15 protein-coding genes are annotated in these 15,887 nt (G+C 62.7%); 2 read left to right on the forward strand and 13 right to left on the reverse strand.

Annotated elements, in window-relative coordinates; translation table 11 throughout:
* The coding region (locus IQ26_RS39995) for a group II intron maturase-specific domain-containing protein (protein ID WP_276316444.1) at positions 1-248 on the forward strand (248 nt) is incomplete at its 5' end.
* A gap of 82 nt (positions 249-330) precedes the next feature.
* Here the strand turns inward: IQ26_RS39995 and IQ26_RS27135 are convergent.
* The 13 genes from IQ26_RS27135 to IQ26_RS27195 form a co-directional block, all read right to left on the reverse strand.
* Complete coding sequence (locus tag IQ26_RS27135; protein ID WP_145721454.1) at positions 331-2,418, reverse strand: sigma-54-dependent Fis family transcriptional regulator; 2,088 nt, start codon at positions 2,416-2,418, stop codon at positions 331-333.
* A gap of 99 nt (positions 2,419-2,517) precedes the next feature.
* Complete coding sequence (locus tag IQ26_RS27140; protein WP_145721455.1) at positions 2,518-2,991, reverse strand: hypothetical protein; 474 nt, start codon at positions 2,989-2,991, stop codon at positions 2,518-2,520.
* 454 nt (positions 2,992-3,445) lie between these two features.
* Complete coding sequence (locus tag IQ26_RS27145; RefSeq protein ID WP_145721456.1) at positions 3,446-4,744, reverse strand: type II toxin-antitoxin system HipA family toxin; 1,299 nt, start codon at positions 4,742-4,744, stop codon at positions 3,446-3,448.
* Between the two features lie 9 nt (positions 4,745-4,753).
* A complete protein-coding gene (locus IQ26_RS27150; protein WP_162458084.1) occupies positions 4,754-5,047 on the reverse strand; it encodes a helix-turn-helix domain-containing protein in 294 nt (97 codons plus the stop codon).
* Between the two features lie 207 nt (positions 5,048-5,254).
* A complete protein-coding gene (gene hutC, locus IQ26_RS27155) occupies positions 5,255-5,989 on the reverse strand; it encodes a histidine utilization repressor (protein ID WP_145721458.1) in 735 nt (244 codons plus the stop codon).
* Complete coding sequence (locus IQ26_RS27160) at positions 5,986-6,990, reverse strand: zinc-dependent alcohol dehydrogenase (RefSeq protein WP_145721459.1); 1,005 nt, start codon at positions 6,988-6,990, stop codon at positions 5,986-5,988. The genes hutC and IQ26_RS27160 overlap by 4 nt, the downstream gene beginning before the upstream one ends.
* Positions 6,991-6,996: 6 nt before the next feature.
* Entirely contained in the window at positions 6,997-8,319 is a 1,323-nt protein-coding gene (gene hisD / locus IQ26_RS27165) for a histidinol dehydrogenase (protein WP_145721460.1), read from the reverse strand.
* Between the two features lie 36 nt (positions 8,320-8,355).
* Positions 8,356-9,156, reverse strand: a complete 801-nt coding sequence (locus IQ26_RS27170; protein ID WP_145721461.1) for an ABC transporter permease — start codon at positions 9,154-9,156, stop codon at positions 8,356-8,358.
* The gene (locus tag IQ26_RS27175; RefSeq protein ID WP_145721462.1) at positions 9,153-10,097 is read right to left on the reverse strand and encodes an ABC transporter permease; all 945 of its coding nucleotides are present in this window, start codon (positions 10,095-10,097) and stop codon (positions 9,153-9,155) included. The genes IQ26_RS27170 and IQ26_RS27175 overlap by 4 nt, the downstream gene beginning before the upstream one ends.
* Before the next feature lie 67 nt (positions 10,098-10,164).
* Complete coding sequence (locus tag IQ26_RS27180; RefSeq protein WP_145721463.1) at positions 10,165-11,271, reverse strand: ABC transporter substrate-binding protein; 1,107 nt, start codon at positions 11,269-11,271, stop codon at positions 10,165-10,167.
* A gap of 35 nt (positions 11,272-11,306) precedes the next feature.
* Positions 11,307-12,452, reverse strand: a complete 1,146-nt coding sequence (locus IQ26_RS27185) for an ABC transporter ATP-binding protein (RefSeq protein ID WP_240547253.1) — start codon at positions 12,450-12,452, stop codon at positions 11,307-11,309.
* 115 nt (positions 12,453-12,567) lie between these two features.
* Entirely contained in the window at positions 12,568-13,341 is a 774-nt protein-coding gene (locus IQ26_RS27190; protein WP_145721464.1) for an SDR family NAD(P)-dependent oxidoreductase, read from the reverse strand.
* A gap of 243 nt (positions 13,342-13,584) precedes the next feature.
* The gene (locus IQ26_RS27195; protein WP_145721465.1) at positions 13,585-14,643 is read right to left on the reverse strand and encodes a LacI family DNA-binding transcriptional regulator; all 1,059 of its coding nucleotides are present in this window, start codon (positions 14,641-14,643) and stop codon (positions 13,585-13,587) included.
* Between the two features lie 213 nt (positions 14,644-14,856).
* Between IQ26_RS27195 and IQ26_RS27200 the strand changes: the two genes are divergently transcribed.
* Entirely contained in the window at positions 14,857-15,846 is a 990-nt protein-coding gene (locus IQ26_RS27200; protein WP_145721466.1) for an autoinducer 2 ABC transporter substrate-binding protein, read from the forward strand.
* The last annotated feature ends 41 nt before the right edge of the window (positions 15,847-15,887 follow it).

The following is a 15,887-nucleotide window of genomic DNA, read 5'->3' on the forward strand; positions in this document are numbered from 1 at the left end:
TGCGCAGCCTCGACCAGTGGATCAGGCGAAGGCTTCGATCCATTGCATGGAAGCAATGGAAGCGCGGGCGCACCCGCTTTGCGGAGCTGCGTCGCCGGGGCGTCGGGCACGAGCTGGCGGCACAAACCGCCGGCAGCGCGCATGGTCCCTGGCGCATCAGCAACAGCCCAGCGCTCGCCATTGCCCTGCCGAACGCTTTCCTCGCAAGCATCGGCCTCGCTTTCCTCGCCCCTGCCAATGCCGCATAACCAACCGAACCGCCTTGTACGGGCCCGTACGCAGGGTGGTGTGGGAGGGGAGGAACCGCAAGGTTCCCCCCTATCCCGATTGTCAGGAAAAACGACGGCGGATGCCGTACTGGTCGAGTTTGCGATAGAGCGTCGGCCGGGAGATACCGAGCCGCCGTGCGACCCGGCTAAGATTGCCGCCTTCGGCTGCCAATGCGTTTTTCATCGCCTGGCGTTCCGCTTCGGCAAGTGTGCCTTCAGGCGCCTCTGATGCGAGAGTTGTATCGTTGTCGGGCGTGGCGCTCGATTCAGTGCTGGGCGCCGTGATCTCTTCGGGCAGGTCGTGAAGTCCGATATCGCGGCCGCGCGCCAGAACATACAGCCGGCCGATGAGATTCTTCAGTTCGCGCACATTACCCGGCCACCGATAAACACGCAGGGCATCCAGCGCTTCGTGCGAGAATTCCAGTGGCTCCCCGTCAGCCGCAGCCGCGATCTGCCGGTTGAAATGTTCGGTCAGCAAAAGCACGTCCTCGCCGCGCTCGCGCAGCGGTGGGACCGTAATCGAGACTGCGCCAATTCGATAGTAGAGATCGCGGCGGAAGCGACCGGCAGCAACCTCCTGCTTGAGATCGCGATTGGTCGAGGCGACCAGTCGCACGTCCACAGGTCGGCCGCGGCTGTCGCCGATCCGGTGGACCACGCGCTCTTCCAGGACACGCAGCAGAAACGGCTGGATCTCGAGCGGCAATTCGCCGATCTCGTCGAGACTGAGCACGCCGCCGCTGGCGAGCTCGAAAACACCCGGCTTGCCTTCACGCGAGGCGCCCGTAAATGCGCCGGCGACATGGCCGAACAATTCGCTGCCAAACAGGTCCCTGGTGATCGCTCCGCAATTCATCGCTATGAACGGATCATTCGCCGTGCGTCGGCTGCCGGCATGAACAAGCCGCGCAAACAGCTCTTTCCCGACACCCGTCTCGCCTTCGACCAATAGCGATGCGACGCTGTTCGACCGGGCGACACGGCAGGCGACGTCGATGGCGGCCAGCAGCGCTTCGCTTTCGCCAACAATCATGGCGACAGCATCCCGAAGATGCTTGTCTACTTCCCCATGGACTACCGTCATGCTGGAGACTGCTGGCGCCGACGGGAACACCAGCGCTGCGCCGCGGAGGTCGCCGTCAAGCTTGAGCGGTGTGATCTGGCAGGATCGCAGATGGGCCGGTAGCGCCTTGGCGAGATCTCCTTCGTCCCCCGACGAAGGAAGATTCATCAGCCAGCGGCCACGGCCTGGCTCCATCGGCCCGTCCATCATCTCAGTCGTTTCGCCATCGGGGACATTGTTGCAGAAGATGGCGCGGCCGCGATGGTCGACGATCACCAGCCCGTCCTTTCGACGGTAGCTGGGGGCAGACGAAATGAAGGCCTCGAGCAGGCGCGTGCGCTGTTCCTGCTGCTGTTCGGCCAATGCCTTTTCGATCTGCCGGGCTGTGGCGGCGACGAGCGCGGTATTGTGCGGCCGGAAGATCGGCGAATAGCCAGACAGGTCGACGACACCGATGATCCTGCCGTCCAGAGGATCGCGGATCGGCGCGCCGGCGCAAGTCCAGGATTTGATGCCGGCGCAGAAATGCTCGGCCGCATGGACAAAAGTCGGCTGGCCGGTCCACAGCGCCGTACCGATGCCGTTGGTTCCGACGGCATCCTCGTTCCATTTGCCGCCGATGGCCAGGTGGATATCCATGCCGTCATGCAACGTCTTCTTGTCGCCGATGGCGTCGATCAGTACGCCGTCGCTGTCGGCCAGAACCAGCATCGCGCCTGTCCCGTCCAGTAACTGGCCAAGCGAGGCGAACGATCGCTGCGCCGCCGAGAGCAATTCGGCATTGGCCCGCGTCAGATATTCGATCTCATCGCGATCATTGCTTAGCGGCGCTTCAATACCTTCAGCGTTGATGCCGCCCGTGACGCTGCGATACCAGGAATCGTGAATGAGAGAGCGGACGGGGCTTGGCTGGATCGGATCGCGGGCACATTTGCGCTCGTCGGCCAGAAAGTTCTCCCAAGCGCGCATGGTGGCGCGCTCATCATAGTCGATGTTGCCCAGAACCATTTGCCCAGTAGCTGGCGACGCACGCACCGGAAGAGCATCGATCTTCATCTGATTGAGGCCTATCTCGCGTTTCATCCAGTCATCACAGAACCTTTGAGGTATGCCACTGCTGTATGCGGTTATATTCGAATGCTATCGCGGATTTGGACGTGCACACGTGCGAGCGTCTGCTCGTCAGTTGATGCCGAGTTTCGCGCCGATGTCGGAGGCAAGCTGTTCTTCGGTATAGGCGGCGGCGAGGCGGGACCCGTCCAGATCGGCGAGCGCCTCGGCTATGCTTTCGTCGACCGGCGAGAAGAAGCCGTTCTGCTTCGTCGCCAGGACGAAGATCTGGTCCTCGCCTCGATTGCGGATGTCGCCGATATGGTGAAGCTGGCGGCCTGTGTTCTGGTCCTTTGAGATCACCCGGCCGTTCATGGTGACTTGGATGGATGGCTTGGCGTCGGCCGCAGGTGCCGTGCTGCCGCCAACATGGATGATCAGGCCTTCCGCCTTCGGTTGCTGGCGTGGCTTCCTGGAAGCCGAATAGCCGCCGCCACTGATCTGGTCGGCAAGGCGAACGATGGTCGAGCGGTTCTGCTCGATCAGTCTTTTGACTTGTAGGTCCTCGCGCCGCGGGCCATCCCGCTTGGAGATGATCTCAACCATGAATCCTCCCAGATTCGCTCAGCGTTGCCGTTGATATGGCTCATTCTTCTTCTTGTTAGACGAAGCCTACACCGCCTCAGTCAAATCCGCCATTCATATTGGATAGCGCCAAAGTTCGTGCCGTTGGTAGCAGGTGGCTGCTACAATAATGCTCGCCAACAGCACGAGGAAACGCACTTCTTCCGGTGACCTTTTGACGGCGCTTTCGATCTCGGATCGCAAGCCGTTCACGCAATTCTTCGCGGCGTGCCTGAAGGTTCGCCAAACGCTGCGTCCGATTGAGGCTTTCATGACGCTGGTCAGGGATCACTAGATGTGGCAGCCACTTTCCCGGGGAACAGGCGCTCATTTCAACGGCCAGGGTTCTGATTGATTGCTCCCTGTTTGTTTCCGCCTGTACTGTAGGTTGGCTGTGTTATCCCCTTGGTGCGGCTGCAGATTCTGGGATCAACATCTAGCGCGGTGTCAGGCGAGTCCCGAGCTCGTAGACCCGGATAATTCGCTCGCAGCGTTGGGCGAGTCGATCCACCATCTCGTTCAAAATCGGATGATCTAGGCCCTCGACAAGGCATCGATCACGTACAGAGGCCATTTCATCGGGGATAGCGCGTGCGAACTCTTTGAGGACGGCGATGATTTGATCAGGATTCTTGCGAAGCAAGCCAGATAGAGCTTCCCAGTGGCGCGGCATCAGGTTCTCAAATTCGTAATGCTTGATCTTCATCGCCATTTTGAGTGACCTGAACTCGGCCTCGTCGCCCACATATGGATCATAGCTGATGAGGTCATAGAGCGGTGCCATGAAAGATCTCCTGCCTGGTAGATGGATCAAGGAAAAGTTCTTCGCGTGGGCATCGGTACCGCCGATCAGGAAATTGAAAACCAACGCCCGAAGGAACCTGTCCAAGGCATCGGCAGGATCAGTTGTTTGCGCCAAGACCCTGGCGATCGCCTCTGGCGACGGGCCGCCATCCTTCTGGTATTTCCTTTCCGGATGGATGCCGAGCGCTTGGCAAAGGTCTTCTTGATGGTAGCGCCTGACGGTACCGACCTCGTCCCGCTCGCGGTCATAGCGCGCCAGTACTATGGCCACTTGGTCCCCAAAGTGGCCGACGGCCGATTCCGCAGCCGTCAGACCAAGTCGTGAGGCAAGTTGCAGACAGGCATGTTCATTTTCCGTGGAGCCGTTGAGATGGGCGAGCGGCGGTTTCAAGATGTGGGTGGTGGCGACCCTCCCGCTCGGTACGCCCCAGCGGCTCCCTTCGAGAAGCAGTGCCATTTTTGGCTGAGCGCCAGGCAAGCTGAAATGCCCACGATCGCTCGGACGACGCCCAGTCCAAGTGCGATCCTCGTTGAGGCGCTTGAGGCGCGCTTCAACTTCTTGCTCGTCGATCCAGGTGATCTCACCACCGCTAACGTTGTTTGATAGCCATTCGTCAGTAACGAACTGAACTGCGCCTGCGCAGTCTTCTCCGACCTTCTCCAGGAGCGCAAAAGCATCGCGGTGGGAGACCCCGTATTCGTGCCCCCAGGCCTTCAGAGTTTCTGTATTGTCCGGCAACAGGTTCCAAAGAAAGTTCTCGAACGTCTTGCCAGCATGCTCCCGCGCTGTGAGGGGAAGGGAAAACGAAAGAGCAACAGCCTGTGGCGAGTGTGTCCAACTCCCGAGATATTCGAGCGTCAGCCTTCCAGTTCGGGTTCGGGTCATCCGCCCCATCGGGATGCCGCCCATGAGGACGTGAAGAGATTTCATTGGAGCCTTTTACGGCCGTTTCAAAAAGGATGGAGTGCTGAGTGCAAGGTCGCTGGGCTGCTCGTCAGCCACATCAATTTCGGGCTGAAAATCATCGGCTCCCACTGAGATTCCGAGACCGACGACAGAGCAGGCTTGCATGACGTTGGCGAACCCTGGATTTGGCAGGCGGCCGTTCTCCAGGCGGGAGATCCACTCTTGCGTCGCGCCAATGGCTTGTGCGAGATCTGACTGGCTAAGGCCTTTCGTGCCTCTCGCGCTTCGTATTGCAGCGCCTAGCTCGGTAAGGTTGAAAACACGCATTTTCAGATTCCGGCGGATAAGCATTCATGATGTATATAGCATAATCTGATTTATGATGTAAATAGCATACTTCGGAATATGCGACAAATATCATAATCTGGGGCCCGAGGATGCCATCTCGTTGCGACGGGCCAGTCAGCGCTTGACCAGTTGGCGGCACCGCACGGCTGCCGGCTCCACCCGCCCGGCTCCGCTGCGTGTCCTTGCTCATGCGGCGGGCGAGGGCGCGTAGCGGCTGCCCAGCGAATAGCGGCTGCCGACATAGGTGAGCTTGTTGACGGTGGCGACCACCGCGCCCGACCAGGTCCGCCGATGCAGGAGCAGGCAGGGGTCACCCGGCCGGATCATCAACCGGCGGGCGGCCACCTCGTCGGCGGCGACGGCCGAAATCACGTGCTCCACTTCCGTCAGCGGTGTCGCCCGCTGCAGATAGTCGTAGGTGGTGGTCGCAACGAAATCCTGCCGGTGATAGTCCGGTGCGAGAGCCGGATTGACGAAGCGCTCCTCGAGCTGCACGGGCACCTCGTCCTCGAAATGCACGATGATCGAATGGGCGACCGGTCTGCGGCGCATGAACTCGAAGGCGACGACGAGCTCCAGCGCCGGGTTGCGGATCTTCTCGACGACGACGACCTCGGCCCGGTGGCGTCCGCCGCGCGCGGCGATCTCGCCGGCAATGTTCCTGATTTCGATGAGGGCGGATTGCGGTTTCGGCGGCGCCACGAAGGTGCCTACGCCCTGGATGCGCAGGAGGTGGCCTTCCGAAGTCAGCTCCCTCAGCGCCCGGTGCACGGTCATCCGCGAGACGCCGAGCGAGGCGACCAGCTCGTTTTCGGAAGGCAGCCTCCGGTCCTTCGGCCATTTGCCGCTGCCGATGTTGCCGAGCACGTAGTCCTTGACCTTTTCGTAGAGCGGCCCGGCGGTTTCGGGAAGCTTGATCATCGTCCTGTCTCCATTCGAACGATGGTCTTCAGGCCGCTGCCCGCGCCCACGATCAGGCGCTGGTAGGCGGCGGGAATCTCGTCGATCGCGATCTCTTCGGCCACGAAGCGCGACAGCGCGGGCGCGAGATCACCAAGCATCGCGACGGCCGGCGCAAGCTCGTCGGCAAAGGCGTGGCAGCCGACCAGCGCGATCTCGCGCTCGACCAGCAGGTTGGGGTCGAGGTCGAGGCGGCCATGCGAAATGCCGACCAGCGCCAGCGTGCCGCCGCCGGCCAGAAGATCGAGCAGCCGCGCCATCACCGCCACGTTTCCCGTCGCGTCGATGGCATGGCGCAGGATGGGATCGCCGGGCAGGGCGCCCAGGTCGACAATGGTCGCGCCTGTAACCTCGGCCACAAGACCCGCACGCGCCGCATTGCGGTCGGCGACGAGGACCGGTCTCTCGCCGGACCGCGACAGGATGAGCGCAGCCAGCCCGCCGATCGGGCCGCAGCCGGCGACAAGCACCGGCGCCCCGGCCGGCGCCGAAAGTCGCCGCACTGCGTGCAGGGCGACCGCCAGCGGCTCCGCCATGGCGGCGATTGCGGGATCGAGCGCTGGGTCGTGGCGCAGGAGCAGCCGCGCCGGCAGCTCCGTCTCTTCCGCGAAGCCGCCGTCGCAGACCTCGCCCACAAAGCCCAGCCTGGCACAGACATTGTGCAGGCCGGCCCGGCAGGCAGGACATTCGCTGCACCAGAAACGCGAATCGGCGACGACCCGGTCTCCGATGGCCAACTGGGACACCCCGCCCCCCACGGCGGTCACTTCGCCGGCGAACTCGTGCCCGGCGACACTCGGCGCGCGGCTGATCCACTGACCGGTGCGGAAGTTGTGGAGGTCGGAGCCGCAGATGCCGGCCGCCGTCACCCTGAGCCGCACCCAGTCAGGCGCCGGTTCGCCAGGAGATGGCACATCCTCAACCCGCAGATCGCCCGCCGCATGGAGTCTGGCCGCCTTCATCGTCGGCTACCGCACCAGATATTGGTCGCGCACGTCGGACACAGCGTGTTCGTGCGAGGAGAAGCCTTCGTAACGGGCAAGCGTACGCGCATGGCGCGCGAATTCCGGATAGGCCGCGGCCGTCACGTAGCCGATGGAAGAGCGCTTGACGAAATCCGTGACCGAGAGCGGCCCGCAGGTACGCGCCCAGCGGCTGGTCGGCAGGACGGCGTTAGGACCCAGCCCGAAATTGCCGATCGAGACCGGCGTGTGCGGCCCCATCAGGATCTCGGCGGCTTCGGTGATCTGGCCAAGGTGCGCGAAGGGATCGGTGGAGAGGATCTCCAGATGCTCCGGTGCGTAGTCGTTGATGAAGCGGTAGCTCTCCTCGATCGAGCCCGTCAGCACGATGCCGCCACAGGCGCCGGTCAGCACCGCGGTAGAGAACGCTACCCGCTGCTCGCTCATACGCGCCCAGTGCTCGGGCAATGCCGCCAGCGCCTCCTCAGCCACGCGGCGGCTGTGGGTCACCAGATAGGCCGATGAGTCCGGCCCGTGCTCCGCCTCGATGAGGAGGTCGAGCGCGGCCAGCCCGCCATGCACGCTGTCGTCGGCGAGGATGATCGCTTCGGACGGGCCGGCGGGGAGGCCTGGATCGATCACTCCGGCAAGCAGCCGCTTGGCCGCAACGACCCAGGGGCTGCCTGGACCGACGATCTTGAGCGCGGGCTTGACCGTCTCCGTGCCGTAGGCGACCGCGGCGACCGCCTGCGCGCCGCCGCATTTGTAGACCGTTTCGACGCCGGCGAGGCGCGCCGCGACCAGTGTCGCTGCGTCCACCGAACCGTCGGGCGCCGGCGGCGTGATGATGGCGAGCTCCGGCACGCCCGCCACCACGGCGGGCACCGCGGTCATCATCGTGACCGAAGGGAACGCCCCCTTGCCGCGCGGGACATAGAGCGCCACCGAGCGGATCGGCGTGAAGCGGTCCCCGGCATAGGCGCCGGGCCGCATTTCCTTGAGCCACATGGCTTCCGGTTTCTGCTCTTCGTGGAAGTGCCGGATGTTATCGATGCCGAAGCGAATGGCCGCGACCACGTCCTCGTCCACCATGCCGAAGGCGGCGTCGAACTCGGGGGGGCTGACTTTGAGCCGCGAGGCATCGAGATCTGCCTTGTCCAGATCACGGGCGAAGCGGACGAGCGCGGCGTCGCCTTCCGTTCGGACCGCCTCGATGATCGGTGCGGCCTTCTCCATAAAGCCGGAGAGATCCGTCTCGGAGCGCCGCATCAATGCCGCGCGACCGGCAGCATCGAGCTGGCTCAAGTCATGGAACGATACGTTTGGCATAGGATTTCCCCTTCCGGCCCGGCAGGCCGGCATTCCTCATTTTGATTTCAGGAAGATGTCGAGCCCGACCAGCCTGTCGAGCAGATAGATGGCGACAGCCGAACAGGCGATGAAGACCACCGAGATCGCGGCAAGGTCCGGCGTGATGATCGAGCGGATGGAATTGTAGATCAGCACCGGCAGCGTCACGATGCGCGCATCGACAAGCAGCAGGCTGACCAGGAACTCGTTGAGCGCAAGGATGAACATCAGCAGCGAGCCGGTGATCACCCCCGGCATCACCGCCGGCAAGGTGACGGAGAAGAACACCTGGAGCGGCGGCGCGCCGCAGTTGGCGGCGGCCAGTTCCAGGTCCGGGTCGAGCCCGGTGGCACTCGCCGTGACCGCCCAGATCATGAAGGGCAGGTTGATGACGCAGCAGGCGATGCCGACCGGCCAGAGCTGGCCGAGAAAGCCGGCCTTGCCGAAGACCAGCATGAGGCCGATGCCCGATCCGATCAGCGGGATGGTGAAGGGCAAGAGCAGATAGATCTGGATCGCCTTCTCGAAACGCACCGCATATTTCGCCAGCGCGATGCCGGCCAGCGTGCCCACGGGAATGGCAACGATCGTACAGACCGTCGCCACCTGCAGCGTGCGCAGGAAAGCGTTGCGCAGGTCGGAGGCCTGCGAGATGCGCGCGTACCACCGCAGCGACAGCCCGTCCGGCGGAAAGGTGATGATGTTGCCGCCGGTAAACGATGCGCCGAGCACCACGATCGTCGGCGCCGACAGCGTCACCAGGGCGATCGTCACCAGCGTCCACAGGACGACGGATTTGCTGCGCGAATGGCTCACGCCCGCGACCTCCCCATGGCGAGCGTTCCGGCTCCGAACAGCGCAAACACGATGCCGACAAGAATTGACCCGAGCGCGACCAGCATAAGCGCCAGCGTCGCGCCGAGGCCCTGGTCGGACGTTCGGAAGAACTGGTCGTAGATGGCGATGGCGACGAAGTCCTGCGAGCCGCCGCCAAGAATCGCGGGGACCGCGAAATCGGTGAGCGAAAGCGTCAGCACCACGACGCCGGCGCCGATGAAGCCCGGACGAGCGAGCGGCAACACGACATGGATGAACGTGCGGACCCAGTTCGCGCCGAGCGATCCGGCGGCCGCCTCCAGCTCCTCGGGAATGGCGGTGAGCGCCGGCGCAAGCATCAGCACGGCGAAGGGCAGCATGTACTGGACGAGGCCGAACAGCACGGCGGGATAGTTGTAGATAAGCCGCATCGGAGCGACCCCGACAAGGCCGAGCGCCTCGTTGACCATGCCCTGGTTGCCGAGGATGATCAGCCAGCCATAGGCACGCACCACCTGGCCGATGAAGAAGGGCAGGAACAGCGCAATCAGCAGGAACTTGCGCAGTCCTGGCGAAGCCGTGCGCACCATCAGATAGGCGTAGGGAAAGGCGAAGATGAGCGTCACCGCCGTGACGATCAGGGCGGCGATGAGGCTGCGCCGCGCGACGACGAGGAACAGCGGCTCGGTCAGCGCCCGCCGGAAATTGGCGATGGAATAGTCGTCGGAGAACTGGAAGGTGGTGGTGTCGAGCGTGCGCAGGCTCGCATCCGCGATCTGGATGAGACCAAGCACGAGCAGTCCGACAAGCAGCACCGCCGGAAGCAGCATCAGATAGGGCGTGGCGCGCCTGAACCGCGCCGGCCAGATGGCGGCGGCAACGCCTTCTAGGGCATCCATGATGCGCCATTTCAGGGGATAGGCTGTCCTGGCTGCCTGCATGAAAAAATCCGTATCCGACGTCGTGAAGGAGCCGGTGCTGCGCTAGCGCGGCACCGGCCGACCGGCGTCAGCCCTGCATGATCGCCTTGAACTTGGAAAACCATTCGCTCTCATTCTCGACCTGGACCTTCGACGAGATGCGGATGAGGTGCTGGAAATCCTCTTCGGTGGTCGGATAGGACGGATCGTCCACCAGATCCTTGGGCGGTGTGAGGCCCGGCACCACGCCTGGCAGACCGAGGCCGTCCAGCCAGACCTGCTGGGCTTCCTTGGTCAGTGCATGGTTGATGTACTGCTTGGCCCAGTAGAGTTCGTTTTCCGGCAGGCCCTTGGGAATCCACAGACCGTCCGTATCGAACTTCGCACCCTCTTCCGGCACGACCCATTCGATTTCCACACCGTTCTTGCGAGCCTCGCGCGCGTTGGTCGAAATGGTGCAGGCGGCGTCGATCTCGCCGTTCTGGAACCACGTGGTGAAGTCCGGATCCTCGCCGAGCAGCGGCTGCTGCGCCTTCATCTTGGTGATGAAATCCCAGGCCGGCTGCATGTTGGAGGGTATGTCTTCCAGCTTGCCGCCACCGGCGACCTGGGCGGGGAAATGGAAGCCGATGCCGTCATTGTAAAAGGCAAGCCGGCCCTTGAACTTCGGGTCGAGCAGATCCTTCCAGGACTTCGGCGGTCCGTCCGGGAACGCCGCGGGCCGATAGGCAAGCACATAGACATAGCCGTACGTATTGACGATCGGGAAGCCTTCCAGGCCGGCCGGCTTGGCAAGGTCCGTCACATGGGCGAGGTTCGGCAGGTCGGATAGGTCTTCCGTCACGCCGCGCAATGCCGACTTCGTCGCATTGGTGGTGGTGTCCCAGTTGATGTGGATCGGCGGGACCCGGTTCTGCGCCACGGCAGCCCAGACCTTGGGCTGGATCTCGTTGTCTTCGGTCAGGTCGTGACGGACAGCAATCCCCGTCATTTTGGTGAAGCCGTCGGACACGCCGGCCTTGAGACTATCCACCCAGCTGCCGCCCCAGGCGCGCACGATGATCTCCGCCGGCTTTTCCGGTTCCTGCGCATGGGCGCCGCGCAGGCCGAGCGCCGAGGCGCCGCCGAGCGCGGCGGTGGCCTGAAGGAAGGTTCTGCGGGAAAGCTGGGATAATGTCGGTCTGAAGCGCTTCATCTGCATTCTCCTCTGGGTTTGACCGGTTTCCGGTTCTATCGAAAAACAAGCATATCCCTGGCATTCCACCCCAGGAACACGCTTTCGCCTATCTCGAACTGCGTGTGCGTGGCGGGATCATGGTCGAAAACGCGAATGACCTCGTCGCCAATCGCGGCGCAGGCCACCTCGTAGACCATGCGCTCGCCTTCGAAGATCGTGTCGGTGACAGTCCCGGCCAGCACGCAATCGAGCTTCGACAGCTGAGCAGCATCGCCGGCGAGACGAATCTGCTCGGCGCGGATCGCTCCCGACGCCTTGCCGCCTTCAGCGGGTGGATTGACCGGATCGCCGATCTTTCCGGCAAGCACCAGATCACCCCGAAGGATGGACACGTCGCCCTCTTCCGAGATGGACCGTACCGTGCCGGCAATGAAGTTGGTGACGCCGATGAAGTTGGCGACGAAGGCGTTGCGGGGCTGGCGGTAGGCGTGGATCGGCCGCGCCTTCTGCTGGATCTCGCCCTGATCCATGACGACGATGTCGTCGGAAACCACCAGCGCCTCGCGCTGGTCGTGAGTGACGTTGATCGTGGTGACGCCGAGCTCGCGCTGGATGCGGCGGAATTCGAGCTGCATTTCTTCGCGCAGCTTTCGGTCGAGCGCAGCCAGCGGCTCGTCGAGAAGCAGCAGGTCGGGCTCGAACACCAATGCGCGCGCGATCGCGACGCGCTGCTGCTGGCCGCCGGAAAGCTCGTGAATGCGCCTGCCGCCATAGCCCCCGAGCCTGACCAGCGCGAGATAGCGCTCGACGCGGTCGGGAATGGTGCGCGCGTCGCGCCGACGCATCTTCAGCGGGAAGGCGACATTCTCGGCCGCCGTCATGTGCGGAAACAATGCAAGCCTCTGAAAGACCATGCCGATCGAGCGCTTGTGCGGCGGCACCGCGCTCACCGCTTCGCCATTGATGAAGATCTCGCCGCTGCTCGGCGTCTGGAACCCGGCGATCATTCGCAGGAGGGTCGTCTTGCCGGACCCCGAAGGCCCCAGAATGGTGAGGAACCGGCCCTTCGGCAGATCGAAGGACGCATTCTTGACGGCATGAATCCCGTCGAAATCCATCCCGACGTTGCGTACCGCGACCGCGATTTCCCTGCCGCCTTCCGCTTCGTGCGAAGCCACGGTCCGGAAAGGCTCCTGCATTGTGGTTCCCCTTTCGTCGCCGGTCGCATGCAAGAACGCCCAGCGTGTGAGGTGGTATATACAACCATATACAAGTCGGGTCTACATGGTTCTTGTTGCACCGTACCTAGATCGCTCAGATGGATGCGAGGTAGCCGCCGTCGACAGGCAGGCAGTGCCCGGTGACATAGGCGGATGCCCCGCTCGCCAGGAACACGACGGCTCCAGCCAGATCCTGCATCGTGCCGAAGCGCCGCTGCGGGATCTTGGCCAGCATCGCCGCCTGCCAGTCGGGATCCTCATAGAAGACATCCGTCATTGCCGTATGGAAATACCCCGGAGCGATGGCGTTGACGCGGATGCCGAGCGATGCCCATTCCGCGGCGAGCGCGCGCGTCATGCCCAGAAGCCCGGATTTGGACGAGCCGTAGGGTACCGCGGCCGGAATGCCGACATAGGAGGTCAGCGAGCAAAGATTGATGATCGCGCCGCCGCTCTTGCCGGCGGCCATCCGTCGCGCCGCAGCCTGCGCGCAGAAGAAAGCGCCCTTCAGATTGGTCGATATGATGCGGTCCCACACCGCTTCGTCCACGTCGAGCGCGGGCCGGACTTCCTCGTAGCCGGCGTTGTTGACCAGAATGTCGAGCCCGCCAAAGGCTTCCGCGACCTCGTCGACCACCACGCGGATGCGACCGGTGTCGAGCACGTCGAGAGACCGGCAAAGCGACCTTCGCCCGACAGCGCCAATTCGGTCCGCCGTCTCACGAAGCGACGTCTCGTCGCGGGCGGTCACCGCGACGTCGGCACCAGCGGCGGAGAGCGCCTCTGCCATAGCCTGGCCGATGCCGCGGCTGGCGCCCGTCACCAGCGCCTTCTTTCCCGTCAGGTCGAACAAGCCAGTGGCGTCCATGCCGTTACGGTTCCTGCATTCCCAAAAGTTGCATGCGGTCGGCTTGGAAACGAACACCAGTTGTGGCCGGTTGTCTATACATCTCGCTGCTGCTGGGACGGTCGCCAACAAAACAATACGGCGCTGATCTCCCTTCGCCACTGCCAAACGGATCCAAGGCAATCAGTGTCTCAATGCCCATCGACACGATACACTATTGAAATTTCCGGGCTGGCGGGGCGACCCTGTAGCCCCGTTTCACACTCAGGCTACATCCTTCAAAGTGTCGAGCGGCCCTTTCAAAGCAGACCTGGGCTGGATCAACTCTGGCGCAATCAGGAAGATCTGCGGTGCCCTCGGCGGTTCATCGATCAGCTCGAACGCCTTCGTGATCATCGCCTCAACATTCTGCCGCACCATGATTACCGGGAAGGGCAGGAACGAGCCGAATGGATCATAGTCGTAGCAACCGACGACAAGTTCGCTAAACATCTCCGCCGGCCGGCCCGCCATGAAACGCAGCAGGCCTTCCATATTGATCGACGAATTGATGAACAGAGCGCGCGGCAGCTTGCCCTCGCGTTGGTAAAACGCCTCGAAAGCACGCAAAGTAATATCAGGCGAATACCCGGAGGACTGCACACCATCGTCAGGGTCGGCGCCCAGCAGTGCCTTCTTGGTGGCATGGAAAGCGGAGATGCGCTCGCGGCTAGCGTGGTCGTTGCGGCCGCCAAACAGAAACAGTTCGTCCGGCCGCAGAGGATCGTCATTGCCGAACTGTCGGATGATTGCCTCCGTCAGCATCCGCGCGCCCGCATAATTGTCACTGATCACCGAATGCGCCTTCGCTCCCGGCAGGTCGATGTTGATATGTCTCAGCCCCGCCGCCTCGCAAACCTCGTGCACGCCGTCCGGATCTGTGGCGCCGACGATGAAGAGCTGGTCGATTGAATAGGAGATCAGCGTCTCCGCGGTCCGCCGTTCCTCTTCCGGGTCGCGGCTTGCACTAACCACGACCGGGCATTGACCGCGGCTGCGCACATGCCCCTCAAACGTCTGCGCCATGGAGGAGAAGTAGCGATTGTCGTGGACGGGCAGCATCAGGCCGACCAGGCCTGATCGCGAGCGTCGCAAGCCCCGCGCCTGCAGATTGGTCGTGTACTGGTGTAGTTCGGCGAGGCCGATAATCGTTTGCGCCGTACTTTCCTTGATGCGGCGCTTGCGCCAAGTCCCGTTCAGCACGGCGCTTACGGTCGACGGCGAACTGCCCGACAGCACGGACAGGTCATAGATCGTCGCCTTCTTCTTGACCTGCTGATCCATCTGGCTCTCCGGCGCGTCCATTTAGAGCAATATCCCGCTTGACGAAAGCTTCTTGATGCACAATAGTTTCTGCACCATCGATTGTGCAAGCGCAAATCGTCGGTGGACGATCGATGGGGAAGTGCCCGTCTTTGTCGGGGAGGTTTTCTAACGGCCGCCGTCGTTCGACGGCTCGAGTGTGTTCCCACTAGGAACGTTATGGGAGGAGTACAGATGAAAAAGCTCATGATCGCGGCGCTTGCTGCGACCCTTATGCTTGGCGGATCATTCGCTGCGATGGCACAGCAGGCCGGCAAGGTCGGCGTCGTCGTAAAGATCGGCGGCATTCCGTGGTTCAACGCAATGGAGGCGGGTATCAAGGAGCGCGGCCAGAAGCTCGGCGTCGACGCATTCATGGTTGGCCCGACCAGCGCCGATCCGGCACTGCAAGTTCGCGCCATCGAGGATCTGATCGCACAGGGGGTCAAGGTCATCGGCGTGGTGCCGAACGACGCCAAAGTGCTTGAACCAGTGCTGCAGAAGGCCAAGGACGCCGGCATCATCGTCATCACGCATGAATCGCCCGGCCAGAAGGGCGCAGACTGGGACTTCGAACTCGCATCCGCGACCGGCTTCGGCGAGGCTCACGCCAAGCTCCTTGCGGAGAAGATGGGCGGCAAGGGTGAGTATGCAGTGTTCGTCGGCTCGCTGACGGTGCCGCTGCACAATGCCTGGGCCGATGCGGCAATCGAGTATCTGAAGAAGAATAATCCGGACATGAAGCTTGTCGGTGAACGGTATGGCGTCGCCGAGGATGCGGACAAGAGCCGCAGCACTGCGCTGGACTTGATCTCCGCCAATCCCGGCTTGAAGGGCTTTCTCGCCTTCGGCAGCCAAGGACCGATCGGCGCTGGCCGCGCAATCGAAGAGCGCCGCAAGGTGGGCGAAATATTCGTGCTCGGTCCATTTTCGCCAGGCCAGGGCCAGAAGCTCATCAAGAGCGATGCGATCTCCGGCGGCTTCATGTGGAATCCGAAGCAAGCGGGCGAGGTTTTCGTCACGATGGCCGACCATCTCATGAAGGGCAACGAGATCAAGGATGGCGATACGATCGAAGGGCTAGGAACAGTTAAGCCCGACTTCGAAAACCGTAACATCATCGTTGATCAGCTGGTCCCGATCAACAAGGATACTGTCGACGATCTCGCGGCGATGGGACTGTAAAACCTCCCAAGGCCATGGCAGCCGGGCCGGCCTCGAGCCGG

The organism is Mesorhizobium tianshanense, assembly GCF_007830515.1.
GTDB classification, from domain to species: Bacteria; Pseudomonadota; Alphaproteobacteria; order Rhizobiales; family Rhizobiaceae; genus Mesorhizobium; species Mesorhizobium tianshanense.

Excerpts from the sequence above, each read along its gene's own strand:
- IQ26_RS27190 (WP_145721464.1), bottom strand. The coding sequence starts at position 13,341 with ATGGACGCCACTGGCTTGTTCGACCTGACGGGAAAGAAGGCGCTGGTG.
- IQ26_RS27180 (WP_145721463.1), bottom strand. The coding sequence starts at position 11,271 with ATGAAGCGCTTCAGACCGACATTATCCCAGCTTTCCCGCAGAACCTTC.
- hisD (WP_145721460.1), bottom strand. The coding sequence starts at position 8,319 with ATGCCAAACGTATCGTTCCATGACTTGAGCCAGCTCGATGCTGCCGGT.
- IQ26_RS27195 (WP_145721465.1), bottom strand. The coding sequence starts at position 14,643 with ATGGATCAGCAGGTCAAGAAGAAGGCGACGATCTATGACCTGTCCGTG.
- IQ26_RS27135 (WP_145721454.1), bottom strand. The coding sequence starts at position 2,418 with ATGAAACGCGAGATAGGCCTCAATCAGATGAAGATCGATGCTCTTCCG.
- IQ26_RS27145 (WP_145721456.1), bottom strand. The coding sequence starts at position 4,744 with ATGAAATCTCTTCACGTCCTCATGGGCGGCATCCCGATGGGGCGGATG.
- IQ26_RS27150 (WP_162458084.1), bottom strand. The coding sequence starts at position 5,047 with ATGCGTGTTTTCAACCTTACCGAGCTAGGCGCTGCAATACGAAGCGCG.
- IQ26_RS27140 (WP_145721455.1), bottom strand. The coding sequence starts at position 2,991 with ATGGTTGAGATCATCTCCAAGCGGGATGGCCCGCGGCGCGAGGACCTA.
- IQ26_RS27160 (WP_145721459.1), bottom strand. The coding sequence starts at position 6,990 with ATGAAGGCGGCCAGACTCCATGCGGCGGGCGATCTGCGGGTTGAGGAT.
- hutC (WP_145721458.1), bottom strand. The coding sequence starts at position 5,989 with ATGATCAAGCTTCCCGAAACCGCCGGGCCGCTCTACGAAAAGGTCAAG.
- IQ26_RS27200 (WP_145721466.1), top strand. The coding sequence starts at position 14,857 with ATGAAAAAGCTCATGATCGCGGCGCTTGCTGCGACCCTTATGCTTGGC.
- IQ26_RS27185 (WP_240547253.1), bottom strand. The coding sequence starts at position 12,452 with ATGCAGGAGCCTTTCCGGACCGTGGCTTCGCACGAAGCGGAAGGCGGC.
- IQ26_RS27175 (WP_145721462.1), bottom strand. The coding sequence starts at position 10,097 with ATGCAGGCAGCCAGGACAGCCTATCCCCTGAAATGGCGCATCATGGAT.